General features: G+C 42.0%; 18 protein-coding genes. 10 read left to right on the forward strand and 8 right to left on the reverse strand.

Annotation, left to right across the window (positions count from 1 at the left end; genetic code table 11):
- Window positions 1-86: 86 nt before the first annotated feature.
- The 4 genes from LZG71_RS09470 to LZG71_RS09485 all read left to right on the forward strand — a co-directional run bounded on the left by LZG71_RS09470 (window position 87) and on the right by LZG71_RS09485 (window position 10126).
- Entirely contained in the window at window positions 87-2504 is a 2418-nt protein-coding gene (locus tag LZG71_RS09470; protein WP_233819579.1) for an ABC transporter permease, read from the forward strand.
- Window positions 2505-2567: 63 nt separating this feature from the next.
- Window positions 2568-4931, forward strand: coding sequence for an ABC transporter permease (locus LZG71_RS09475; protein WP_233819586.1), 2364 nt, complete (start codon window positions 2568-2570; stop codon window positions 4929-4931).
- Window positions 4932-5081: 150 nt separating this feature from the next.
- Window positions 5082-7511 carry an ABC transporter permease gene (locus LZG71_RS09480; RefSeq protein ID WP_233819595.1) on the forward strand — a complete coding sequence of 810 codons (2430 nt, stop codon included), beginning with the start codon at window positions 5082-5084 and terminating at the stop codon, window positions 7509-7511.
- Window positions 7512-7690: 179 nt separating this feature from the next.
- Window positions 7691-10126, forward strand: coding sequence for an ABC transporter permease (locus tag LZG71_RS09485; RefSeq protein ID WP_233819606.1), 2436 nt, complete (start codon window positions 7691-7693; stop codon window positions 10124-10126).
- A 135-nt stretch (window positions 10127-10261) separates the two neighbouring features.
- Here the strand turns inward: LZG71_RS09485 and LZG71_RS09490 are convergent, their stop codons facing one another.
- Window positions 10262-11014 (reverse strand): GIN domain-containing protein, encoded by a 753-nt coding sequence (locus LZG71_RS09490; protein ID WP_233819608.1) that lies wholly within the window; start codon window positions 11012-11014, stop codon window positions 10262-10264.
- Window positions 11015-11491: 477 nt separating this feature from the next.
- Here LZG71_RS09490 and LZG71_RS09495 point away from each other — a divergent pair, with 477 nt between their 5' ends.
- Together LZG71_RS09495 and LZG71_RS09500 are read left to right on the forward strand one after the other, a co-directional pair.
- Window positions 11492-12160, forward strand: coding sequence for a hypothetical protein (locus tag LZG71_RS09495; RefSeq protein WP_233819617.1), 669 nt, complete (start codon window positions 11492-11494; stop codon window positions 12158-12160).
- Window positions 12161-12358: 198 nt separating this feature from the next.
- Window positions 12359-14815, forward strand: a complete 2457-nt coding sequence (locus tag LZG71_RS09500; RefSeq protein WP_233819634.1) for an ABC transporter permease — start codon at window positions 12359-12361, stop codon at window positions 14813-14815.
- Between the two features lie 12 nt (window positions 14816-14827).
- Here LZG71_RS09500 and LZG71_RS09505 read toward each other — a convergent pair whose 3' ends face one another.
- Window positions 14828-15211, reverse strand: coding sequence for a type II toxin-antitoxin system VapC family toxin (locus LZG71_RS09505; RefSeq protein WP_233819636.1), 384 nt, complete (start codon window positions 15209-15211; stop codon window positions 14828-14830).
- The gene (locus LZG71_RS09510; RefSeq protein ID WP_233819638.1) at window positions 15211-15414 is read right to left on the reverse strand and encodes a DUF2281 domain-containing protein; all 204 of its coding nucleotides are present in this window, start codon (window positions 15412-15414) and stop codon (window positions 15211-15213) included. The genes LZG71_RS09505 and LZG71_RS09510 overlap by 1 nt, the downstream gene beginning before the upstream one ends.
- 243 nt (window positions 15415-15657) lie before the next feature.
- Between LZG71_RS09510 and LZG71_RS09515 the strand changes: the two genes are divergently transcribed.
- Entirely contained in the window at window positions 15658-18072 is a 2415-nt protein-coding gene (locus LZG71_RS09515) for an ABC transporter permease (protein WP_233819657.1), read from the forward strand.
- Window positions 18073-18136: 64 nt separating this feature from the next.
- Window positions 18137-20518 carry an ABC transporter permease gene (locus LZG71_RS09520; protein WP_233819665.1) on the forward strand — a complete coding sequence of 794 codons (2382 nt, stop codon included), beginning with the start codon at window positions 18137-18139 and terminating at the stop codon, window positions 20516-20518.
- A 51-nt stretch (window positions 20519-20569) separates the two neighbouring features.
- Here LZG71_RS09520 and LZG71_RS09525 read toward each other — a convergent pair whose 3' ends face one another.
- The 3 genes from LZG71_RS09525 to LZG71_RS09535 form a co-directional block, all read right to left on the reverse strand.
- On the reverse strand, window positions 20570-20749 hold the full coding sequence (locus tag LZG71_RS09525; RefSeq protein ID WP_233819667.1) for a hypothetical protein: 180 nt from the start codon (window positions 20747-20749) through the stop codon (window positions 20570-20572).
- Window positions 20750-20883: 134 nt separating this feature from the next.
- Window positions 20884-21231 carry a cupin domain-containing protein gene (locus LZG71_RS09530; RefSeq protein WP_233819669.1) on the reverse strand — a complete coding sequence of 116 codons (348 nt, stop codon included), beginning with the start codon at window positions 21229-21231 and terminating at the stop codon, window positions 20884-20886.
- A gap of 45 nt (window positions 21232-21276) precedes the next feature.
- Entirely contained in the window at window positions 21277-21837 is a 561-nt protein-coding gene (locus LZG71_RS09535) for a hypothetical protein (RefSeq protein WP_233819671.1), read from the reverse strand.
- 279 nt (window positions 21838-22116) lie between these two features.
- Between LZG71_RS09535 and LZG71_RS09540 the strand changes: the two genes are divergently transcribed.
- Both LZG71_RS09540 and LZG71_RS09545 read left to right on the forward strand, forming a co-directional pair.
- Window positions 22117-22458, forward strand: a complete 342-nt coding sequence (locus tag LZG71_RS09540) for a PadR family transcriptional regulator (RefSeq protein WP_233819673.1) — start codon at window positions 22117-22119, stop codon at window positions 22456-22458.
- A gap of 41 nt (window positions 22459-22499) precedes the next feature.
- Window positions 22500-25136, forward strand: coding sequence for an ABC transporter permease (locus tag LZG71_RS09545; RefSeq protein ID WP_233819683.1), 2637 nt, complete (start codon window positions 22500-22502; stop codon window positions 25134-25136).
- A gap of 42 nt (window positions 25137-25178) precedes the next feature.
- Here the strand turns inward: LZG71_RS09545 and LZG71_RS09550 are convergent, their stop codons facing one another.
- Window positions 25179-25934: a hypothetical protein gene (locus tag LZG71_RS09550; protein WP_233819687.1), complete on the reverse strand. Its 756-nt coding sequence runs from the start codon at window positions 25932-25934 to the stop codon at window positions 25179-25181.
- Between the two features lie 282 nt (window positions 25935-26216).
- A complete protein-coding gene (locus tag LZG71_RS09555) occupies window positions 26217-26960 on the reverse strand; it encodes a hypothetical protein (RefSeq protein WP_233819690.1) in 744 nt (247 codons plus the stop codon).
- Window positions 26961-26995 lie beyond the last annotated feature (35 nt).

A 26995-nucleotide genomic window follows, 5' to 3' on the forward strand; every position in this document is an offset into this window, starting at 1 on the left:
TGAGAAATGTCAGAAATTTTGTTTCAATACGATTTAGCTAAAAGCTAGTCGCTCACAGCTAGTCGCCCACAGCAAACCGCTAAAAAATGCTTAAAAACTATCTAAAAATCGCCTGGCGGAATTTCCTTAAACAGAAAGTTTATTCCTTCATTAATATTACCGGACTCGGGGTCGGCATGGCTTGCTGTGTCCTCATTTTTGTCTTTGTCAGGAATGAACTTTCGTACGATAGTTACCATGAAAAAGGGGACCGGATTTACAGGGTCATTCACGGTTCAACCGCTCCGGTGGGAGAGGGCACTGGATCAGAACCTTTTTGGGTCTGGGGAAATGCGCCTGTCGGACCTGCTTTGAAACAGGATTTTCCAGAGATTGAGAAGGTGGTTCAGTTTTCCGGAAGATCGGATCTTTTGCTGAAAAATGGAGACAAAGTCTATCAGGAAGAAGGGGTTTTCTTTATGGATTCCACAGTCTTTGACGTTTTCAGCTGGAAGTTGATTCAGGGCAATCCAAAGACTGCCTTGATAGCACCATTCAGTATCGTTTTGACGGAAAGCACTGCCAGGAAATATTTCGGTAGCGAGAATCCGATAGGGAAATCCCTGGTGGGAAGTGAATCTGCCGGAAGAGCCAATGCTGGTATCTACACCGTAACGGGCATTATGCCGGATCTTCCCCTCAACTCACATTTCCGGTTCAATGCACTTCTGTCGATGAGTACTTTTCAGAAATCACTTCCCGATATATTTACTAATTGGGGTTACGTAGATTTTTACACGTATTTTCTTGTCCGTAAAGGTTTTGATGAAGCGGCGTTCAATAAGAAAATCGCAGGATTTATAGAGAGAAGAAAGGCAGATGACAACTCAAAATATACAATTGCCATAGAGCCGCTGCGTGACGTTTATCTCAAAACAACCGCAGAGAGGCAACCGGGAGAGACGGGCAGTTTGACCAATATTTATGTTTTTTCCATGATCGGATTATTCATATTGGTTATAGCCATCATTAATTTTATGAACCTGTCAACTGCCAGATCCTTGGAAAGGGCAAAAGAAGTTGGAATCAGAAAATCGATAGGAGCAGACCGTGGAAGCCTGATTTATCAGTTCCTGGGCGAATCCTTAATTATTGTTTTTATGTCGGCCTTCGCCGCAGTGCTTTTTATAGCTATAGCATTGCCTGTAATGACTAACCTCACCGGAAAAGAACTTTCGATCCAAAGCTTTGTCAGTTGGCAGACGGTTCCATTTTTTCTTGGTATTATGTTGATAATAGGCATTTTAGCTGGTTCATATCCTGCTTTGGTTTTGTCCGGCTTCGATCCTGTAAAAATTCTGAAAGGAATTAATAAATCAAGTGCGAGGGGAGTAAACCTCAGAAGGGGACTGGTGGTTTTCCAATTCAGCCTTTCCATAGCGCTAATTGCGGGGACGATGATTGTGTACTTCCAGACAGGACACCTGCTGGACGGCAATTTGGGCTTTGACAAAGAACGCATGCTCGTACTGGATTACAACTATGATGAGACAGTAAATGGGAAGATGGAAACATTGAAAGCTGAAATGGAAGCCAATCCAGGCATACGCTCCGCAGCATTCTCCCGAAGTGTTCCCGGAAGTTACTTTCCAAATGCGGGTACGGGTATACAGGGAGCTGATGGTGAAATGAAGTGGGAAGGCCAGGCTGTATTTCAGGTTGGTACGGATTTCATCAGCCACTATGGGCTGGAACTTGTGGCAGGAAGGACTTATTCCAGGGATCATCCTTCTGATCTTAAAGAAGCGATTGTGATCAATGAGGCGGCAGCACGGCAATATGGTTATGCCAATCCGAAAGATATCATCGGTAAAAAATTTGATCAGTGGGGTAGGAAAGGCGAGGTAATCGGGGTGGTAAAAGATTTTAACTACATCTCGCTGCACCAGAAAATTGAGCCTCTGACCTTACCGTTGGAACCCAATGCCAGCAGGTATTTATCTTTGAAGATAAAATCCGAAAACCTTCCTGAAACCCTTGCCCAAGTGGAGCGGATATGGAAAAAACTGGCACCCCAAAGACCTTTCCTGTATAGTTTTCTGGATCAGGATTTTGATCGCCAATACCAGTCGGATTTTCGATTTAGAAAGATATTTACCACATTTTCCGTCCTGGCAATTCTTATCGCCTGCCTTGGATTATTGGGGCTGGCTACTTACACGGCAGAACAAAGAACCAAAGAAATAGGCATCAGGAAAGTACTGGGTGCCTCGGTAGTAAGGATTGTTGCATTGTTATCAGGTGATTTTGTGAAACTGGTGATCATCGCTGTCCTGATAGCTTCACCCGTCGCCTGGTGGGCCATGAGCAAGTGGTTACAAGGTTTTGCTTACAGGATAGAGATTCAGTGGTGGATGTTTGCACTAGCCGGACTGGTGGTCGTAGTGATTGCGCTGGTTACCGTAAGTTTTCAGGCAATAAAAGCGGCTTTGATGAATCCGATAAAAACGTTAAAAAGCGAATAGAGCTTTGGGGAAGGGGCATGGGAAATCTGTGCGTCTTGCCCAAAGCCTACAACCCTTATCCCTATGCTCCGAAACTATCTAAAAATCGCCTGGCGGAATTTGTGGAAGAACAAGTCGTTCAGCCTTATTAATATTCTTGGCCTTGCTTTGGGTATGGCTTGCAGCCTGCTGATTATGTTATGGGTAAAAGATGAAATGAAGATGGATCAGTTTCATGCAAATGGAGCGCGTCTTTACAAGGTGATGGAAAATCAGCACTATTCCGGCCAGATCAATACAATTGAAGCTACTCCCGGAATTCTGGCGGAGCATATTGTTAAAGACATTCCTGAAATTCAGCTGGCAAGTCAATTGCTTTGGGAAGAATCACCGGTTTTTGCTGTTGAAAATACTTTTGATAACGAAAAAGGGAGGTATGTACAAGGTGATTTTTTGAGCATGTTTTCATACGGATTGAGTCAGGGAGATGCCAAAACCGCCTTGAAACGCCCGGATGGAGTAGTGATATCTCAAAAATTAGCCGATAAGTACTTCAAAGGAAAAGATCCAATGGGTAAAACCATTCGGGTCGACAATAAGGACGACGTTATTGTTACAGGGATTTTAAAGCCAATTTCGCCGTTTTCTTCCATGAAATTCGATTTCCTGATGAGTTACGACAGGTGGCAGAAAAACGGGAATGACTGGTCGAAAGAATGGGGAAACAATGGTCCGCGTTGCGTGGTCATGCTTTCTGAAAATGCATCGCTTAGCAAGGTGAATACCAAGATTAAGAATTACATCAAAACCAAAAATAAGAATAGCAACGTTGATATTTTCCTGACAAACTATGGAGAATCTTACCTTCATTCGAAGTGGGATTCAGGAAAACAGGATGGCGGAAGGATAGAGTATGTCAAGATTTTTACGATCGTGGCCGTTTTCATTCTGGTTATTGCCTGTATCAATTTCATGAATCTGGCAACTGCACGTTCTGTGAAAAGAGCCAAGGAAGTTGGATTACGCAAGGTGGTTGGAGCCTATCGGTTTAGTCTGATCGGGCAGTTTATAGGCGAATCCATTCTCATCACTTTTATTGCTCTGATTTTTGCAATTGTGATCGTTTTTCTGATGCTGACGCCCTTCAATGTGCTTACAGAAAAACAGTTATCTCTTGATTTGTTGAGCCCGTCTTTGATTTTTACACTATTGGGACTAACGATTATTACCGGCACAGTTGCGGGAAGTTATCCTGCACTATTTATGTCGTCACTGAATCCTGTTACGATATTGAAAGGCTCTTTAAAGTTCAAACCCAGCGCTGCCTATTTTCGCCAGGGATTGGTTGTGTTTCAGTTCGGATTGTCGATTCTATTGATTTTGGCTATGATCGTCGTGTATCGTCAGATCGAATATATTCAAACCAAAAATCTTGGGTTTGAAAGAGGGAATCTGCTTTATATTGATGACATTGAAATCGGTTTAGCAAAGAATTTTTCTTCTTTTAAACAAGCACTTGAATCCCAGCCGGGAATCAAATCCGTAGCGGTTTCCCAAGCTACTCCGCTTGAAGTGGGTAGTTCGACAATGGGCGTGAGTTGGCCGGGAAAAGATACAACTCAGCAATTACTTTTTGCAGTCAACCCATCCGGATTCGATTTTGTAAAAACGATGGGTATCAAACTGCTGGACGGACGCGATTTTAGTCCTGAATATGGCACAGACACCTCCAATTATCTCATCAACGAAGCCGCAGCCAAAAAGATAGGTTACAAAGATCCGGTTGGGAAAGAGCTGACAATGTGGGGCAAAAAAGGCAAGATCATCGGGTTAATGAAAGATTTTCATATTGGTTCATTGCATGTTGCTATTGAGCCTTTGATCGTTGGCCTGCAACCTAAAACCGATAACTGGGGAGCAGCTTTGATCCGCACAGAACCAGGGAAAACAAAACAGGCCATTGCAAATCTTGAAGAGGTTTACAAGCGCTACAATCCAGGATTTCCTCTCAAATATTATTTCGCAGATCAGGAATTTGGCAACCTGTACAAATCCGAAAATGTGGTCAGCAAGCTTTCTAACTACTTCGCATTTCTAGCCATTTTTATTTCGAGTTTGGGTTTATTCGGACTGGCAGCTTTCACCGCGGAACAACGAACCAAGGAAATTGGTGTCAGAAAAGTACTAGGTGCGAGTGTCGCCAATCTGGTAGGAATGCTTTCAAAAGATTTTGTAAAACTGGTTGGTATAGCAGCATTGATTGCATTTCCAATAGCCTGGTATTTCCTGAAAGGCTGGCTTCAAAAATATGCATATCGTATTGAAATAGAATGGTGGTATTTCGTAGTTACCGCTATGGCAGCATTGATGATTGCCTTGTTTACTGTAAGTTTTCAGGCAATAAAAGCAGCATTATTAAATCCCGTGAAAACATTGAAGAGCGAATAGGGCTTAGCTAATAAGCTCTTGGCTTCGTTAAAGTACAAGTAGCATCTGCTAAGGATAACATTGATGCCACATCTAAGTTTTTTAAGAGATATCAGAAAATTTTGTTTCAGTACGACTTAGCTAACAGCTATTCGCTAAAAACCCCAAAAAATGCTAAAAAACTATATAAAAATCGCCTGGCGGAATTTGCGCAAACAGAAGTTTTATACATTTCTTAATGTATTCGGCCTGTCACTTGGTTTGGCGAGCTGCCTGCTTATCACACTGTATGTAGTTGATGAGCTGAGTTATGACAAATCTTTTACCAATGCGGAACGAATTTATCGTGTCAATTCTGACATCAGGTTTGGCGGAGCCGATATGAAACTGGCAGAGGCGCCTGATCCGATGGCTTTTACAATGTTACAGGAATATCCTCAGTTGGAGGCAGCGACAAGGCTGCGTAAATATGGCAGTTATCTCGTTCGTCGCACCGGCACAACTGAAAATTTGGAGGAAGCGCAAGTGGCCTATGCCGATTCCACGTTTTTTCAGGTCTTTCAAATTCCAATGATAGCCGGAGACACCAAAAGGATTCTCACAGAGCCGAACACGCTGGTAATTTCCGAACGTGATGCCGATAAGTATTTCGGGAAGGAAGATCCCATCGGTAAAACCCTGTTACTCAACAACAATCAAACCTACACCGTTACGGGGGTGATGGAAAATATTCCGACACATTCCCATTTGAGTACATTGAATATGCTACTCTCGATGAGTACCAACAAACACAGCAGGGAGGGCAATTGGGGTAGCCATAATTTCGCTACATATCTGTTGCTGAGAGAGGGCGTGAGTGGGGCTGCTTTTGAAAAGAATTTTGATGCAGTTGTTGAAAAATATACTGGTAAATGGGTGAGAAGTGTGATGGGAGCTTCGCTGGACGATCTGAGAAAATCGGGCAGTTACATCAAATACACACTCATGCCACTGACCGATATTCACCTCCATTCCAATCGTCAGGCAGAAATTGCGGTAAACAGCAACATCCAGTACGTATACATTTTTAGTGTAGTTGCGCTTTTTTTACTCGCCATTGCATGTGTCAATTTTATGAATCTTGCTACTGCCCGTTCTTCCAACCGGGCTAAGGAAGTAGGGGTGCGTAAAGCTTTGGGATCGGAAAGATCATCGCTTATCAATCAGTTTCTGACGGAGGCAATCATGCTTAGTTTCCTGTCGCTGACAATGGCAGTTTTGCTGGCTATTATTGCGTTACCGTTGTTCAACAATTTGGCTAATAAAGAAATTGTTTTTCCATATCAGAACGTCCTTTTCTGGATCATTGCCGTAGTTACTGCAATCGTGGTGGGCGTAATGGCTGGTAGTTACCCGGCATTTTTTCTTTCGTCTTTCCAGCCGTTGAAGGTATTAAAGGGCTCTATGGAAATTGAAGGCAAAGGTGGATATCTGCGAAACTCACTTGTAGTGTTCCAGTTCATGATCTCGGTGATGCTGCTGATCGGAACCGGTGTAATTTACAAGCAGCTCAATTATATCCAGACCAAGCAGCTGGGTTACAACAAAGAGCATATCCTGATCGTGAAAAATGCCTATGCACTCGACAAAAAGTCTAGTGCTTTCAAAGAGCAAGTGGCAATACTGCCCAATGTGGAAAGTAGCACGGTAACGAGTTTCCTGCCCACACCTTCTTCCCGAAGCGACAATTCCATGTTTCCGGAAGGTCAGTTGCAGCAAGATAAAGGAGTGAGTATGCAAAAATGGGCGGTGGATCACGATTTTGTCAAAACCTTGAATCTTGAGATTAAGACTGGAAGAGCCTTTCTGGAAGATTTTCCTTCGGATTCTTCGGGGATCATTATTAATGAAACTGCCGCCAAAATCCTCGGCTTTGCCGATCCGATCGGAAAGAAAATATTCAATATGGATGACCCTTATGGCAATGAACGTGAAACGTTTACGATTATTGGCGTGGTGAAAAACTTCCATTTCGCGTCACTCCGTGACAATATAGGCGGACTGAGCATGGTTCTTAAACCAAGTCAGGGCCTAGTGGCAATCAAATTGAAAGGTAATGATTACCAGCAAACCGTTAGTCAGATCGGAAATCTTTGGAAAAGTATGGCACCGGGTCAGCCGTTTGCATATGAGTTTATGGATGCGGATTTCGACAAACAATACAGGAGCGAACAGCGCGTTGGACAGATTTTCATCACCTTCGCTATTATTTCGATAATCATCGGTTGTCTTGGGCTTTTTGGATTGTCGGCTTACACGGCAGAAAGACGTACGAAAGAAATAGGCGTACGGAAGGTATTGGGAGCAAGTGTGGGTAGTATCGTGGGTCTTTTATCCAAAGATTTTATCAAATTGGTACTGATCTCAATTCTCCTGGGCAGCCCCATTGCCTGGTACGCCATGAATACCTGGTTGCAGGATTTCGCCTATCACATTGAAATCTCGTGGTGGATGTTTGCCATTGCCGGTGTACTGGCCATCGTAATTGCACTGCTTACGGTGAGCTATCAGAGCATTAGGGCGGCTTTGATGAACCCGGTGAAGTCATTGAAGAGTGAATAGCTGGGACGAAGAATAAACTGCTTGTGGAAAATACAGCGCTTCGTTTGTGTCCCGCTGAGGAGCCGTTTGTGAGGACACAAACGGCGGGGAATTGTGGAGATACAAACCGTGTCGGAAAAAGTTTTTAAAGATTGAATAGCTCATCAGTTTACGGAGTTAATAAGATGACATCCAATTATATGCTTCGAAATAATCTCAAAATTGCCTGGCGGAATCTTACTCAGAGTAAAGGATATTCTGCACTAACCATTTTGGGGTTGGCTCTTGGATTGGCCGCTTGTACATTAAGTGTGTTGTATGTTCAGGATGAGTTGAGTTACGATCAGTTTAACCTTAATGTTGACCGGATTTACCGGGTAAACGGTTTGCTGACTTCGGGTGGAAAGAGTACAGAGATCGCTGTTGCTCCAACGCCTATGGGGCAAACTTTAAAACAGGATTTCCCGGAAGTGGAGGCAGCCACCCGGTTGGGTAAGTCGGGTAGTCAGCTTGTGAAAAGTAAAGAAGTTGCGATTCGTGAACAGAAAATACTGTATGCTGATTCAACTGTTTTTGAAGTTTTCACACTTCCGATGTTAGCCGGAAATCCTAAAAAAGCACTTGCAGATCCGCAGTCGGTGGTAATCACCGAAAGTATGGCAAAGAAATACTTTGGGACAGAGAGTGCACTCAACCAAACACTCGTTTTCGACAATAAAGAGGTGCGGAAAGTAACCGGCGTTATACTGGATATTCCTGCACAGTCCCATTTTGAGGCCGACTTTTTATTGCCTTTATACGAAACCCAGAATGCAAAGGCCGCCAAGTGGGGAAATCATATCTTCAATACTTATGTACTGCTCAGACCCGGAAGTAATCCTGCTTTGCTGGATGCGAAGTTTGAGCAAATAGTCCAGACTTATCTGGATCCTGCACTGCAACGGTATTTTCAAACAACATTGGCCAAAACCAGAAAAGCGGGTAACGACTTCGGTTATTCACTGATGCCGCTTTCGGAAATTCATCTTTATTCCAACAGGGAAGGGGAGCTGGCTCCGAATAATAGCATTTCGTCCGTAGTCATGTTTGTGCTGATCGGCGTGTTCATCCTGCTCATTGCGGTGTTCAACTTCATAAATCTGACAACAGCCAGGTCTGCCAAAAGATCACGCGAGATAGGCGTCCGAAAAGTTATGGGCTCCAACCGGAACGTGCTGGTGTTTCAATTTTTATCCGAATCAATGCTGACTACTGTTTTGGCGCTTGTAGTTGGAATTGTGATGCTGTATCTGCTTTTACCCGGATTCAATTCGCTTGCAGCCAAGCAACTGAATGTATCGAATTTGATCAGTATTTCTGGAATAGCCTGCCTGCTGGGAGGCACTGCAATTGTGGGGATTTTGGCGGGAATTTACCCGGCATTTTTTCTTTCGGCATTTAAACCCATTTCTGCTTTAAAAGGGATTGCATCAACAGGAAACCGAAGTCAGATGTTGCGGACCACATTGGTTGTATTGCAATTTTCAATATCTGTATTACTTATCATTGGCACCTTGCTGGTTAATCAGCAGCTGCGTTACATTCAGAGCCAGCGGGTCGGATTTGATAAAGAACAGGTTGTAATTGTCAAAACCGCTCTTGTCGATAGAAGTGGAATTCAGGTATTCAAAAATGAGGTTCTGAGAAATCCGGGCATTGGAAGTGGTGCTGTTAGTGGTTTTTTACCAGTAGTTTCCAACAGATGGAACGATATGTGGTTTGCTGAAAATGAGACAGATGAACGGAATTCTATCAATATGCAGGAATGGATGGTGGATCCTGATTATTTAACCACATTCAGCCTGAAACTTGTTGCAGGAAGGAATTTCAGAGAAAGCAGTACATCAGATCAGGAATCCGTAATTATTAATCAAAGTGCGGCCAAACGACTGGGATACAAAAACCCGATCGGAAAAACGATGCACAAGCCAGGAGGAGAATTGCTGACGATTATCGGAGTAGTTCAGGATTTTCATTATGAGTCGTTAAGGGATAAAATCCAGCCACTTGTTATGGTTATTAATGGTGGTATGTTGAGTTCCAGTATCGAAAAAGCCTTTCCTGAGGCAGTCTCTTTTAAGTTGAATACAACAGATTTTCCTCCTGTTATCAAGGCTATGGAAGCTACCTGGAAACAACTGTATCCCGGGCTGGCTTTCGAGTATTCCTTTTTGAATGAGGATTTTGACGCCATGTATCGATCTGAACAGCGTATCCAAAAGCTGTTTGCAACATTCGCTTTTACGGCCATTTTTATTGCGTGCCTGGGGTTATTTGGCCTAAGCGCATTCGCTGCTGAAAGAAGGACGAAGGAAATAGGTGTCCGGAAGGTTTTGGGAGCATCAGTAATTTCTGTTGTGGTACAGCTCTCCAAGGACTTTGTCAAGCCCGTGCTGATGGCCATTACACTTGCAATTCCTCTTGGCTGGTATGGAATGAGCAGGTGGCTGGAGGGGTTTGCTTACAAAATTGAAATTCAGTGGTGGGTGTTTGTTCTGGCCGGCGTTCTGGCTATTGTGATTGCGCTGTTGACGGTGAGTTTTCAGAGTGTAAAAGCGGCTTTGATGAATCCGGTGAAATCTTTGAAGAGTGAATAGGGCTTAGGGGATCCTAACGGCCCTTGCCCTCGTTTGTGTCCTCACAAACGAGAGATTGTAAAAGGCAGTTTGTGGAGACACAAACTGCGGCGGTAGGAATCATAACAGGAATAATCATTTTTATTCAGGCTTCAATTACTTTTCAAACTTGTAGATATCAGGACGACCGTTTGTGAATTTGGGAACAAACATTTTATCAATAGGTGCCTGTTTTACCACGGCGATCGCAGCTCCCGCATTTGAAATTTCATTGTCACCTAGTATGGAAGCGGTTATCTCCTGTGATACATTTAAGTCTGCCTTACTTAATGTCTCTGTCCATAGTGTCAAATTCTGTATTTTTAAGTCTTTACCCTCTAAATTTGATTTAGTTATCAAAGACATTTTGGCCTCCAAGGCAGTACCGGAAAGTACAGCTTGGCTCGTTAAAAGTTTTAAATCAAGAAATTTGGAATAGATCTCGCCTTCTACACGTGAGGCCGTTTGAAGTTTGAGAACCAGCGAATCTGATTCAATGGGAGATAGCAATTTTATTTCGGCAACACTTCCTAAAATGCTTTTTATATTTTTAAAAGATATATGAACAACCGGAGAATGAATGTCTCTTAGCGGTATTGACATATCAGGTTGAATGATTAAAGTGTCTCCAACTACACTTGACTGTACATACTTTACAATATTGGACTCAGCCTGAATTCGAATTGTTTCTTGGTTACCCTTTTCAAGGGTCGCATGCAAGCCTATTACCTTAATATGGGAAAAGGGTAGGGTTTTTCGGTCGACGGTTGTTATAATTTTATTTCCTTTGACCTCGCTTTTTGGTATTTGACCGTTGGCAACATCAAAAATAGCGAGACATGAAAGCAGTGGAAGAAGTAACTTTTTCATGAGCTGAATAATTAAGTTGATAAAGTATTTTATGTAAATATTGCAAGTTTTTACTTCAATACTTTTATTATTTAAAGATAACACTGTCAGTCTGTTCTTGACTAAGCTTTAAGAATTCTTAATTAATACGCCTCTCTCAGCCGCCGTCTGCTTGCCTACAAAGGGCTTTGTATGGTGTGAGGGCTTAGATAATGGTTTTGAGTTTTTTTGAGGGGAGTACAAATGAAGACGGTACGTGCTTCTTTTTTTTAATCTTAATAGGCTGTCTTTCTTAGATTAAGCTCAAAATGTCAATCCCAAAACCGAACGAAAAGTGTCCAAAATCGAACACTTTTTTGTTTTGGAAAGTATTTAACTTATTGAAATACAACGTTTTGATTTGTAGTTTGATGGCTGGTACAGTTATCTAATACGAGAACTATCTATTAGCTCCCAGTCCGTTGAGGACATTAACATAAATACAATTTCCTAATGACAATGATCGAATTCATTTTGAAAAAATTAATCCTGCCACTAGTAGCCGGTATATGGTCTATTACCGCTTTTGCTCAGCATGTTGAGGTTGATTTGTCAAAACTGGTTGTTGACAAATCCATCAAGGCTTACAATCGTGAAGTAAGTATTGTTTCCTCCGGCTCCAAAGGCTCTTATATCCATTTAAATGAGAAAGAAGGTGCTGGTGTTGCCTGGTTGGAAGGCGTTGAGTTTAAAGATGGAACTATTGAGTTTGACGTAAAAGGAAAAAACGTACTGCAACAAAGCTTCGTTGGAATCGCCTTTCACAGCTCCAACGACAGCACTTACGACGCCGTTTATTTTCGTCCTTTCAATTTCAAGTCAAAAGAAGAAGAGAGAAGAAATCATTCTGTACAATACATTTCGCTTCCTAAATACGACTGGCCAAAGTTGCGTTCGGAGTTTCCAAATAAATACGAACAGCCTATAAATCCTGCTCCTGAACCAGATGAATGGTTTCATTGCCGGCTGGTTATTAAGAATGATGAGGTGAGCGTTTTTGTGAATAAAAGTTCAGCGCCAAGTTTGGTAGTGAAACCTTTAAGTGGTCAGAAAGGGAACAAAATCGGTTTCTGGGTTGGGAATGGTTCAGACGGTGATTTTGCAAACTTGTCAGTTGCCGACCAATAGACATAACAAATGGCAGTTTGTGGGGGCAGAAACTGTGATATGAAAGCCAATTTCCAGCCGCTGTTTGTGTCCCCACAAACAGCTCCTATTAGTCTCAATTCGTTTGTGAGGACACAAACGAAGGCATCAGAATGCTATTCTGTTAAGTAAAATAATTTTAAAGAAAAGCTAATTGCAGACTGCTAAAAGCTCATAGCCATGTTTGAAAACTATCTAAAAATCGCCTGGCGAAACTTGCTAAAAAGCAAGCTTTTCTCCTTTATCAACGTGTTTGGTCTGTCGGTTGGCCTTACCTGTTGCATGTTATTGCTGTTGTATATACTGAGCGAAGTTTCATTTGATAAACATCAGGAGCATGCCAATGAATTGTATCTTGTCAGGAGTGAAAATGTGCGTTTTAGTGGCGAGAAAATGGACAATCCGCGTGCTCCGGCACCTTATGCTGGAGCCTTGAAACAGGAATTTCCGGAAGTGGTGCAGGTTACCCGCACATGGATAAATTTCCTTGAAAACAAGACTTTGCTGAAAGTGGTGGATTCCGGAAAAACCGTAAAATCAGTCTTTGAAACGAAAGGCTGCCATGTTGATTCCACGTTTTTCGATATGTTTTCTTATCAATTTGTGGAGGGCGATCCCAAAACTGCCTTAAACGATCCGCATTCCGTGGTGTTATCAGAAGATGTTGCAGCCAAACTTTTTGGTAACGTCTCTGCGATAAACAAAACGATCAATATAGGAGGAACCGATGGCAATGGGGAAAACTTTAAGGTTACGGGTGTGTACAAGGATGAAAGCGCACGCTCTCATTACGATGCACGTTATTTCATGCCCATGATGTCGGGTTGGGTTGGTAATTACTTGCGGGAAGGTAATCTGGATTTTACCAACAACAACATGTTTTACACCTACATACGCGTAAAGCCAGGTACTGATCCTGAAAAATTCAACAAAAAACTACCTGCGTTTGTGGATAAATATGCAGGTAAGGATATCAAAGCTGCTGGTTACGCAAAACACATGAGCTTACTTCCGGTGACTGATATTCATTTATTTAACAAGATAACTGACATCATTACACCAACTACGAGCACAACCTACCTATACGTGCTTGCGTCTATTGCCATTTTTACATTGCTTATTGCGTGCATCAATTTCATGAATCTTTCAACAGCGCGTTCTGCGAAACGGGCGGCGGAAGTTGGGATGAGAAAAGTGATGGGGGCAGGAAAAGGAGGACTAATCGGTCAGTTTTTGGGTGAATCAATGGTTCTTACCTTTCTGGCCCTGATCTTCGCATTGATATCGGTGGTGGTGTTTTTACCATTATTTAATCAGCTTTCCGACAAGAATTTGCTGGTTTCAGACCTTTTTAAGCCGGAAATAATCGTTTCCTTTCTTTTGCTTGCCGTGCTGACCGGTTTATTATCAGGTAGCTATCCTGCATTTTATTTATCGGTTTTCAATCCGCTTGATGTTATCAAAGGAAAGTTTGTCAACTCCGTTTCCGCAACAGCACTACGGCGCGGACTGGTAGTATTTCAATTTGTAATTTCCATCGGGCTTGTGGTAGCAACAATGGTTATTCAGGGCCAGATCAGTTTCATGCGCGACCAGCCATTGGGTTTCACAAAGGATCAGCAGATTGTAATTCCATTGCGCAGTGAACAGGCGAAAAAGGCTTATTCATCGCTGCGAAGTGAAATTTTGCAAAATAATCAGATCGCTTCTGCATCAGGAACATCTTATTATCCGGGAATTCAAAATCCTGGCGATATGTCTGTTTACCGTTCCGATCTATCTATGAACGAAAGCTCAATTGTGAAAACCAATTGGGTAGCCCCGGATTTCATGAACACAATGGGATTTGAAATGGCTGCCGGTAGAATGCTCTCGGCCGAGTTTCCAGGAGATACGAATTTCAAAATGGTCGTAAATGAAGCAACGATAAAGAAGTTTGGTATTGCGCTTGATAAAGCTGTCGGATCAAAATTACATTATGACGATGGTGAAGGGAAATCGCAAGGGATTGAAATTGTAGGCGTTGTGAAGGATTTTCATTTTGCAGGTTTGCATCAGGCAATAGAACCATATGCGTTTTTTCCTCAGTTTAATAATGATTTCAACTACATTATTGCGCATGTCGGCACGGCGGACATTGGCAAAGTGTTACCATTTCTTGAAACCAAATGGAAAGCTATGGTACCGGATGAACCATTTTCTTACAGCTTTCTGAATGAAGATTTTCAAAGAAACTACACTGCCGATGCCAGAACGGCCCGTATTGTAAATTCGTTTACAATCATTTCAATCTTAATATCCTGTCTCGGACTCTTCGGCCTGGCTACATTTGCCGCACAGCAGCGGATTAAGGAAATAGGTGTCCGTAAAGTGTTAGGAGCATCCGTTGGAAATATAGTAGGGTTGCTCTCCGGAGATTTCATCAAACTTGTGGTTGTCTCCATTGTTATTGCAACGCCGCTAACCTGGTATGTGATGAACAAATGGTTGCAGGATTTTGCCTACAAAATCAGCATTCAATGGTGGATGTTCGCAGCTGCCGGAGCACTGGCCATTATTATTGCGATGATCACAGTGAGTTCACAAGCGATTAAGGCGGCAATTACAAATCCAGTAAAGTCTTTGAAATCGGAGTGAGTGGAGGCGTGATTACCAACTCATGTTTACATCATAGTCCTGGAAGTAGGGATCCTTACCAATTATGGAAAGATTATCGCAACTTGCCTGAGCAATAATAATTCTGTCAAAAGGATCTTTGTGATGCAGAGGTAGATTAATTATTTTATTGGTATGTCGAAATGTAATCGGTAACAGTCTGAATCCATTTATCGAAGCATGGTATTCCAGCTCTTGAAACGGCATGTCAAGCTGTAACTTACCAATATTGATTTTAATCGCTATTTCCCAAAATGTGGCAATACTGATGAATTTGGTGTTTTCTGAGTTTTCAATAATATCTCGGGCTTCTTTTGATAGCTCGGCATCACCATTTATAAACCAAAGAAAGGCATGCGTATCAAGTAAAAAATTCATCACATATAATCTTTGAAATCATCCAGAGGAGCGTCGAAATCAGCAGACATTTTAATTTTACCTTTTGCACTTCCGAATTTTGGGATAACGGATGTTTTATTTTTAGTAGATTTTTGGATTAAAAAATCTATAAAGTCATTGACCTCGTTTTTTAGTTCCTGAGGTAAAATATCGAGTTTGGTATGTATGGTTAAATCGCTCATATCCATTCATTTTATTTGCTTGTACACAAATATAGCGAAAGCAAAACAATTCACGAATATCAATTTAACGAAGTTCACTAACGAACAAACTGTTCGTTAGTGAACATTTTACTGAAATTTTATTTCTATTAACTATCTTATTCATAGTTCATTACATTGACATTGGAGATTTGGTATGATAATTCAATGGACATTGTAATCTATATCAAATAGCCAAGAGCTAAAAGCCTATCGCCAACAGCCATGTTTAAAAACTACCTCAAAATTGCGTTCCGTAATATCTGGAAAAGTAAGGGTTATGCCTTTATCAATATTGTCGGACTCTCAGTAGCATTCTGCGTCAGTGTTTTTCTTTTTCTTACGTCCTATTTCCAACTGACCTTTGACAACTTCCATGAGGATGGAGACAGGATATATCAGACTTATTTTTTCTCGAATGATCCCGAAAAAGCTGGTAAAACCACAACAATGCCGTTTCCGCTCACGCCTGCGCTTAAAGCAGAATTTCCAGAGATCGAAGGCATCGCACGTGTCGTAAACGGAGGTGATGTGGTGGAGTACAAAGGAAAATATTTTGATAAACAAGTCAAATTTACTGATCCTGACTTTTTGAAGATATTTTCGTTTCCGCTGATTAAGGGAAACAAAGAAAGTGCGCTCAAAGATTTAAGCAATATTATCATCAGTGAAAATATGGCCAAATCTGTATTCGGAACGGAAGACCCGATGGGAAAAACGTTACAGCTTGGTTTGGGTGCCAATAAAAAACAATATGTGGTAAGCGGAGTGCTCGGAGATTTTCCTGATAACTCCACAATAGAGTTCGATGCTTTTATAAGATCCGAGAATGTAAGCGATTATCAGTCGCAGAAAGATGCCTGGGACTCGCGTTCTCATTTAGTATTCTTAAAATTATCTCCGAATACCAATCGCGATGCCTTTGAAAAAAAATTGAAGCCATTTGCCCGGAAATATCTGACCGAGAGTTTTGCGAGCCTGGAAAAGAAAGGAGCAAAACCCGACGAACGTGGGGATGTGTTTGCTATAAGGCTTCAAAAAATGTCGAATGTTCACTTTGGAACAGAATTAGCAACAGGTGGAAGCACACCGGCCACGTTGGTGTATGCATTAATGGGTATCGCGTTTTTTATATTACTTATTGCCTGCATCAATTTTATCAATCTAAACGTTGCCAGATCTTTTATCCGAGCGAGAGAAGTTGGTGTCAGGAAATCACTTGGCGCGCTTAAAAACCAGCTTTTTGTACAGATATGGGGCGAAGCGGCGGTGATATGTTTCGTTGGATTTTTGATCGGAGTTATTCTATCCATGTTGCTCTTGCCTACATTTAACGCAACCTTCAAGTCGAAGCTGACCCTGGATTACATGTTACAGCCGGACAAACTCGTGCTTATCCTCGGACTTTTTGTGCTGGTTACAACCTTGGCGGGAGGCTATCCGGCATGGCAAATGTCCAAGTTCAATGCAGTGGAAGTATTGAAAGGAAAGTTGACCATGAAGAAGCCGGGTATACTGCGCAATTCGCTGATCATTACCCAGTTCACTTTGTCGAGTTTGTTGATTTGTTGTACCATTATCGCCGTTCAGCAGGTTAATCATTTGCGAAATCAGCCACTGGGTTTTCAGAAAGAGGAGGTGATCAGTATTCCGGTTGGTAATAAAGTAGACGGATTTCAGGCATTGCAAAGAATGAGAAACAAACTGGCTTCTGACCCTTCGATTCTTGGTGTGACGGGCTCGGAAGTGAACCTTGGTGTGGGTGCTGACAAAAGTACTTACCGAAGTGTACTTGGATTTACATACAAAGAAAAGGAGGTGTCGACCGACTGGCTTGGTGTTGATTACGAATATTTGAAAACGCTGAACATCAAATTACTTGGTGGACGGGAATTCGATCCGGCTTATCCCGCCGACTCGCTCGATAGAGTTATCATCACCGAAAGTATGGCGAAAAAAATTGGAGAGACGGACCCGGTTGGTAAGTATTTTCAGACCGATTCAGCTGGAAGTAAGATTCAAATCATTGGGCTGATTCCGGATTTTAACCTTTATTCGGTCAAAAATGATAAAAATCCAATCACCATACACCTTTCCCGGACACCCCTCTACATATTTGTGAGAGTTACCCCACAAAGTCTTAATGTATCAATGGATAAGCTGAAAGGTATCTGGAAAGAAATTACGCCGGAATCTGAATTTAAAGGTACTTTCATGGATGAAAATACCGATAACTGGTACAAAGAAGAGCAACGTTTATCCAATATTTTTAGCCTTGCATCGGGCATTGCTATCTTATTGTCATGTCTTGGTTTGTTCGCAGTTGCGCTGATTGTGATTGAGCAGAGAACCAAAGAAATTGGTGTCCGTAAAGTTTTGGGTGCCAGTATACCCAACCTCGTTTTTGTGCTTTCCAGGGATTTTGTCAAACTGGTGGTCATTGCCATCCTCATTGCTTCACCGCTTGCCTGGTTCTTCATGCAAAAGTGGCTTGATAACTATGCGTATCGTATCGAAATTAGTCCGTTAATCTTTATTGGAGTGGGCTTGGCTGCCATTTTTGTTGCAGTTGGAACAGTAAGTTTTCAAAGTATAAAAGCCGCGCTGATGAATCCTGTAAAAAGTTTGAAAAGCGAATAAAGAGAAGCTCAGACGTCTATTTAGTCTTTGGACACGCATCACATACCCATAATACATACTAGCCATGATAAAAAATTATTTAAAAATAGCGTTCCGGAATCTTTGGAAGCATAAGGTATTTTCTTTCATAAACATTATGGGGTTGACAGTCGGGATGTCGGCTTGCTTTCTTATATTTCTCTACGTCAATTTCGAGCTAACCTATGACCGTTTCAACTCCAAAGCCGACAGGATCTATCGACTGGTTACCGATATCAAAACACCTTCTGAAACAATCAATACAGGTGTGACATCTTGGGCTTTTGCTCCAAATATTAAAAATGACTTTCCGGAAGTAGAAGCTTTTACCCGCGTAAGCGGTGGTAGTTTTTTGGTTAGAAAAGGGGATATCAAGTTTCAGGAAGAAAAAACGGTATTTGCAGATTCAACCTTTTTTCAGGTTTTTGATTTTGAATTGATTAAAGGAAATCCTGCCACTGCATTGAAGGATCAGCTGAGTCTGGTTTTTACTGAAAAAGCTGCGAAGAAATATTTTGGAGATAATGATCCGATTGGACAGACCTTACTCTTGTCAGGAGATGGCTTGCCCGCCACTGTTACGGGTGTGATGAAAGATATTCCGGAGAATTCGCAGATCAAAGGAGACATGTTTGTTTCCATGTCAACCCAGACTCAGCGGTTCAATAAGGGCCTGGACGATCAATGGGGTAACTTTGGTGCAACAACCTACTTGCTTTTAAAACCCGGAACAACTGGTAAAGCGCTGGAAAGTAAACTTCCCGCATTTCTGAAAAACCGTGCCGGAAAATTGATGGACGAAATGAATATGCATTACACGCTTTTTCTGGAACCATTGGCTGATGTGCATTTGCTATCTACCCGGGGTTCCGACGATGGGGGAAGTATGAATAACGTATATGTATTCTCGGTAGTAGCTGTTTTCATTCTGCTTATTGCCTGCATCAACTTTGTAAACCTGACAACAGCGCGTTCGGTGGAACGTGCCAAGGAAGTAGGTATACGTAAAGTTGTAGGTGCTCCACGTAGTTTACTTGCCAGACAATTCATCAGTGAATCCATTCTTCTTTGCCTGATCGCCTTTGTGTTTGCAGTTATTCTGTCCGCGGCATTATTGCCACTTTTTAACAACCTTTCAGGCAAAATCATCAGCACTGGTATATTGAGTAGCCTTCCTTTTGTTGGCGGACTTTTTGTTGCAGCAATCATCATCGGAATTCTGGCTGGTAGTTATCCGGCGATGGTACTTTCATCGTTTGAACCTGTGGTGGTTTTGAAAGGGCGTTTTACAACAAGTGTAAAAGGGATTTTGCTTCGTAAGGGGCTGGTTACATTTCAGTTTGGTATATCGATAGCGCTTATTATTGCCACAATCGTCGTTTTTACACAAATGGACTACATGCGGAACCGTGACCTTGGTTTCAGTAAAGACCAGATGCTGATCGTTAATTCGCAGGGCGATCCAAAACGTGAAGCATTTAAAGAATCACTCAAAGGAATTGCCGGAATAAAATCAACTGCTGCATCTTCCAGCGTTCCTGGTGGTGGCAATCCGGGAGCTTACTCAGAAATAGAAAATAAAAGTGGCGATTTACAAATAGCGAATCTGGATCTATATTTCGTCGACTTTGATTACATTACGCAGTTTAACCTTAAAATGGCAGCCGGACGACCTTTTTCAAGAACGTTCGGAACTGATACAACGCAGGCCATGGTGATTAACGAAGCAGCAGCCAGGCTGTTTGGTTACAGTTCTCCGGAGCAAGCCATTGGCCGCCGATTCAAACAATGGGGCCGTGAAGGGAAGATTGTTGGTGTGATCAAAGATTTCCATTTTCGTTCTTTGCAAGAGGTGATTAAGCCGCTTACCATGCGGATCGAACCAGGAGGCAGCGAGCTCATATCTGTAAAGATCGACGGAGGAGATACAAAGGCGATTGTGGCGGCGGTTGAGAGTAAGTGGAAAACCATTATGCCTGACAGGCCATTCAGTTACTATTTTATGGATGAGTTTTTCGATCGTCAGTACAGAAGTGAAGAGCGTTTTGAGAAACTTTTTTTCAACTTTGCAATCCTGGCTATTTTTATTTCCTGTCTCGGTTTGTTAGGTCTTGCATCGTACAGCACCGCGCAGCGCACCAAGGAAATAGGCGTGAGGAAGGTAATGGGTGCATCGGTCGGCAGCATTGTAGGTCTGCTCTCAAAGGATTTTCTTAAACTGGTATTAATTGCATTTTTGATTGCGTCCCCGGTCGCCTACTATGGAATGTATAAATGGTTGCAGGGCTTTGCATACCGTACCGATATTCACTGGTGGATTTTCGCGGCAGCAGCGTCATTATCTACCCTTATCGCATTTGGAACAGTAAGTTTCCAGAGTATTAGGGCAGCGCTGATGAACCCGGTGAAGAGTTTGAGGAGTGAATAGGTGTTTTCTAAGACAAAGTCTTGAGCTTTCTTATTTACGCAAGACTTTGTCTTACATTTTTAACAAACGTCTCAGATACTCCGGAAGACGAGCTATTTTAGAAATATCAAAATCGGTGTTAGAAAGAAGGTTCTTCACAAACGTAATTTTCTCTTCATTACGACCTTGTTCGATACCCTTTTCAATCCCTTCTTCCAAGGTTATCATTTTGATTGTTTCGATTATTCCCATGGCGGTTTCATTTCCCGTTAAAATTGCAATTTGCTTATCAAAGTTAACGTTTAATTGCTTCTGGAATGTTGGCCAATTCAGCATCGTGTTTAACCCCTATCGCTGACGACTGTCAATAGAAATAGTCACTAAAACTACTCCTGGCTCATCTTTGCTTGCAACGCTCTGAAATCTTCTCTCACAGGAGTGAAACAATCCAGAACTTTGCATTCTGTTAGTGCCACTGCCGAATGCGGTGCCCAGGAAGGGATAAATGCAGACATACCCGCTTTCAGCAATTTTTTCTCTCCATCAATGTCAAATTCCAGTTCGCCTTCCAGAACGTGACACCATTGCTCATGTACATGGCTGTGGACAGGCAACACAGAACCGCTTTCAATTGTGAAGCGGCAATAAGTTGCCTGATCAGAATGGGCTATCGTACCAGAAATTCCATCCCATATTTTGAAGGTTTTTTCTAAATTGTAATCTATAAACGGCATAATGAATTGTTGTTTGAATTGTTAACGCTGGAAGTAGCGGTCTTCTTATTTCCAACCCCAGGGTGCAGATGGATTTTCTACGGTTTTGGTCAGATCAAAAAACACAGTAAAAAGGCGGTCGGAACCCATTCTTCGCAGATTATAGGAAAATGACCTATCATCCAGTGTTATCCACCAGACGTTGGTTGAAGCATGTGGTAGTAAGTCAGTGGTTTGCTGATCGGCAGGGAAGATCTGAATGTTGGCAGAGCCGGAATTGGTTGCCTTTCCTCCATATTGAGTTACTTTGTCTTCGCTGCCATCCTCATGCCTGTGGTCGTGTTTGAGCTGGATACGGTCGTTTTCAAACGTCAATATCCAGGTTCTGGATTTGTTGTCCCCTACAAAAAATGGAATACGAATGGTGTTATCATCACAAGCACGGACGTGCATAACCAATTTCTTTCCTGCAAAATCATCATTGGCCGGCGTGCTCAATAAGCTTCCTTCAAAGGACTTGTTACAATGTTTTTTCAGACTTTCCCAAAATTTGAAGGCTTCACTTTTTCCCTGAGCCGAGGCCGATATGGCTAGGAAAAAGAGGGAAATTGAAATGATAATTTTCATGCAGTATTAATTTAATAGTTAAATGATCGATTGGCAAAGATAAAGATTTCAGTTCCCGTGCCTATTGAAATACCAACTTCCAATCGGTGCTGTACTTTTTTCAATTTGTGAAGGCGTACAAAGTTGCTTTTGCTCTCCTTAAAATCGAACATTGGTGTTCGGTTCTGAACAGTTGAAAGTTTTTAATTTTTATTTAACTATTTGATTGTTAGGATTTTTGATAGTGATATTTACTCTGGCGTACTATTTTATCAGCAAAAGTGGAAAATATCACAACTTATGAAACGAACCTATCTGGGAGAGTTTGAAGAAATCGTTCTGCTCACTGTGGCAGTTATGGAAGGTCAGGCCTACGGTGTAGCACTGATGAACGAAATTACGGAGCAAACCGGTCGGGATGTACGCTTGAATCAGGTGCATTCGGCTTTGCAACGACTGGAAGAGAAAGGAATGGTGAAATCCGCGCTGGGCGAGCCCACAGCCGAGAGAGGCGGTAGGCGGAAACGCCTGTTTACGGTTTCTGCTTATGGGCATCGGACCTTACAGGAGATTCAGGAAGTGAGAGTTGGTTTTTGGAGCAGGCTCGTTAATCCTTTCAGATTATCGGTGCAGATAAACTAGGAAACCTGCAGAGGAGTAGGGATGCATAGAAATTAAAAAATATGAGACAGCCAAATTTACAACCGCCAAGTCTGGCAACCCGATTATTGGTGTGGTTCATTGCACCTCACTTGCTCGAAGCAATTCAGGGAGATTTGTATGAGGGTTTCCAGTACAATGTGGTGCACCTGGGAATTGGGAAAGCACGCTGGCTTTACTGGCGGGAGGTGTTCGGCTTTTTCAAGCCAATGTATATAAAAAGAAAACAGAATTTGTATTCCTCATCTTCCACAATTAGCCATATCATGATCCGTAACTATTTTAAAATCGCTTTCAGAAACATTAAAAATAATAAAGCTTATACACTCATAAATGTATCGGGTCTAACGCTTGGAATGACTTGCGGACTGATCATTTTTATGTTGGTAAAATATCACCTGAGCTTTGATAATTTTCACAGTAATGCCGATCGTGTCTATCGGATCGTGACTGAGCAGCATCGCGACAATGTTAGTTACCAAAGGAGCGTACCTGCTCCGCTTGGAAAAGTGTTCAGAAACGAATACACTTTTGCTGAAAATGTAGCCAGAATTACTACTTACAACCAGGCACTGATTACCCTGAAGAATGGCAATAACCTCAAAAAATTTAAAGAAGAGGAGGGCGTTGCCTTTGCTGAGACCGACTTCTTCGAAATCTTTAATTACCCGTTACTGGAAGGAAATAAACAGACGGTACTGACCGAGCCGAATACGGCGATTATGACTCAAAAGACAGCGAAGAAGTATTTTGGTGACGAAAATCCGATTGGCAAAGTGTTTTGGTTTGATAATAAAATTGCTTTTACTGTTACCGGAATTCTGAAAGATTTTCCTGAAAATACGGATCGGAAAACAGGAATTTATGCATCCTATGTTACATTGAAAACCTACGACAGCTGGCTTGGAAGTGATGATTCATGGGGTGGGATTAACAGCTCGGTGCAGTGTTTTGTTCGCCTAAGACCGGGTGTCTCGGTTGCACAAGTGGAAAATGTGTTTCCTGCGTATCCAAAAAAATATCGTCCTAATAGCAAAAACGTTCATCATTACAAGTTACAGCCATTGTCGGAAGTGCATTTTGATGCACGTTATGACGGACCAATGGAAAAACGGAATTTATGGATTTTGTCGGTCATCGGACTTTTTCTCATTGCTACGGCTTGTGTTAATTTCGTCAACCTGGCTACGGCGCAGGCATTCAAACGTTCGAAAGAGGTTGGTGTTCGTAAAGTTTTGGGTGGATTGCAGGCTCAGCTATTCTGGCAGTTTATTTCGGAGACGTTCCTCATTTCCGCGCTGGCGATTGTTGTTTCTGTGGTGCTTTCCTACCTGGTTTTACCGGTAGTGAATTCATTTTTTAATACCCAAATGAGCCTCAATGTTTTCACAGATGTGCAGTTGATACTGTTTGTTCTCGGACTTGGTATTATTGTTACTTTTTTCGCCGGATCTTATCCCGGGCTCGTTCTTGCACGTTTTCAACCGATTATTGCCTTAAAAGGTAAATTATCGCAAGCCAGTATTGGAGGTTTCAATACAAGGCGTATGCTTATTGTAGCGCAGTTTACCATTTCTCAGATGCTAATCATTGGCATGGTGGTAATTGTGAGCCAAATGCAATATACCCGGCAGGCTGATCTGGGATTTAATAAAGACGCTATCGTGATGATTCCGCTTGGGATTGATACGACAGGTGTGAAAATGAAAACGCTGAAAAGTCAGATTGAGGACATTGCCGGAGTAGAGAAAGCAACATTGTGTTTTACGGCACCGTCGTCACAACAAGCCTGGAACACTGGCATTCGGTTTGACAATCAGTTGGAAGACGTAAGTTTTCAGACCAGCATCAAAGCGGCAGATGCGGATTATGTGCCAACTTTTGGGCTGCAAATGGTTGCAGGGAGGAATGTTTTTCCTGCGGATTCGGTAAAAGAGTTCCTTGTGAATGAAGCATTTACCAGAAAACTAAACTTCAAAACTCCTCAGGATGCAATTGGTAAAGTTATAGGAGCTAATGGGGGCACAATGGAAGGACCTATTGTGGGCATTGTAAAAGATTTTCATGATCGCTCTCTTCACGAAGATATAACTCCGGTTGCGATCACAACTTATAATGATAATTATTCAGACCTGGCTGTAAAGGTGAATCTGTCGAATGTAAAAAACACACTCACTGCTCTTGAACAGGCATGGATCGCAAAATATCCTGACCAGATTTTTGAATCTCAGTTTCTGGATGAGAACATTGCCCGGTTTTACGAAACGGAAGACCGGATGTTGAAATTAATCGAGATGTTCTCGTTCATTGCGATTTTGATTGGTTCGCTTGGATTGTATGGATTGGTATCATTTATGGCCGCACAAAAAACCAAAGAGATTGGTATTCGTAAAGTGTTGGGAAGTGGTGTAACACAAATCCTGTGGATTTTCGGTAAAGAATTTTCAATGCTTATTTTAGTTGCCTTTGTTATTGCGGCGCCGGTTGGCTGGTGGGTTATGAATAGCTGGTTGCAGGACTTTAAGTTTCGTATTCAAATGAACTTCTGGACATTTGCATCTGCAATCTTTATCACATTTTTTGTTGCCGCAATAACCGTAGCATACAAATCTCTGCGGGCGGCATTACTTGACCCGGTGAAAAGTCTGAGAAGCGAGTAATAAAAAAACTGCCGGCGAATCGAATGATCGGCCGGCAGTTTTTTATTGACTAATACCAAATTCAATGATCTTTCGGATTCGCCGTGTTCCGGATCCAATCACCCGATCACCAATAAACACACCACCTTCCTGCAAATAATCAAAGTTGGTTTGCTCGTCGGTAACAAGGCCTACACCGGCAGCATATTGTTTGTATCCCAAACGGAACTGAGCCACGCCAGTAGTATCTGTTCTTTCCGCAACCTTGATCGTTTTGTCAAAATTAAGGGCATTAACTGTCAGTGGTTTGTTGATGTCCTCATAGCGATGTTTGGTGTTGTAACGCGGATCATCGTCGTCCAGGCTAAAATATTTATAGCCATCCCAGGTAACCTGCGGGCTGTAAGGGAAAACAAGTGGCATCAATACTTCATTGTCCAGATTTACAATAACCTTGTCCGGGTCGTGACGAACACTGTATTCTTTTATTTTTTGCCAGGATTGAGCCGCTGTATTTCTTGTAGAACGCGAAACAATGTAAACCTTTGTACCTGATGAATCCTCGTTCACACTTGTGACTTCGTCCTTTTCCTGCCAGGCTTTCAATACAGGCTCTTTGGTGCCAGACGAGTAAACTTCCTCATTTACCTGATATATCTGAAACTGTCCGATGCTCAGAGGGTAATAGTCGTATGGTGCAATGGGATCTGTTCCCGAATCACTGCATGATTGCACCACAAGTAAAGCCAGCAAGGCAATTCCTGAAATGACTTTTGAAAAATGCCCGGATTTATTGGTAGAAGTAAAAAAATCTTTCACAAACAGATAGTTTATATTAATCAAAAACGTGTTTCCGTTTTTTCTAGTATGATTTGACAAATTTAAAGAAATACCTGCTCATACAGGTAAATATTCTATACACATCTGATTTAGAAAAGGATAAGTTTCAAATCCAGCACAACGTATCGTTGAGTGGAATGGTTCAATAAGGTGATTGCTTCGATGTATTGACCTGGAAAGGAACAGACGGTCACAAAGTAATTTATGTGAACTTTTGTGATCGACGTTACTATAGAGAGTGGAAAATTGAAATGCTGAGGGTTATTCGGTCACGCCAAACTCAATGATTTTCTTAACCCTGCTTACACCGGAGGCAATTTCTTTAGGTTTATCAAGCCAATCGCCTTCCTGGCTGTAATAAAAGTCGGTCTGTTCGTCGGTAATAAGTCCCACACCCACAGCGTATTGTTTATAGCCTAAGCGGAGTTGAACCAAACCATCCTCATCTCTTTCACTAACCTTCAATGTTTTGTCAAAATGTAAGCCATTGATATCCAATGGTTGATTAATGTCGCGATACGTATGTAGGAAACCCTCTCTTACATCATCTTCGGGTAGCATAAAATACCGATAACCGTCCCACCTGGCTTGTGGGCTGTAAGGGAAAATCAAGGGCATCAGAACTTCATTGTCAATGTTGACTACTACCTTTTCAATATATTTTTGAGCAGTATATTCCTTGATTTTTTTCCACGAATCCGCTGATGTATTACGTATTGAACGGGAAAATAGGAATATTTTGCCGTTAGTGGTGTCTTCATTCATGCCAATAATCTCATCCTTTTCCTGCCATGTTTTGCGAACCGGTTTAGCTGTTCCGGCAGAATATACATCCTCTGTGACTTCAAATATTCTGTAACGACCGATTTCCAATGGGAAATAATCGTAAGGAGTTATAGGATCGGGACTGGTACTCTTGCATGCTTGTAGGAACAAAGCGAGTATCAGTAAGACGAAGATACCGCTACGTTTTTGATCTGGCAGGGAGGATAATTGATTTTTCACGATTAGTCTGATTGATGATTGTGCCTCAGTCCTAT

It is taken from the genome of Dyadobacter sp. CY312, assembly GCF_021390535.1.
In the GTDB taxonomy this organism is placed as follows: domain Bacteria; phylum Bacteroidota; class Bacteroidia; order Cytophagales; family Spirosomataceae; genus Dyadobacter.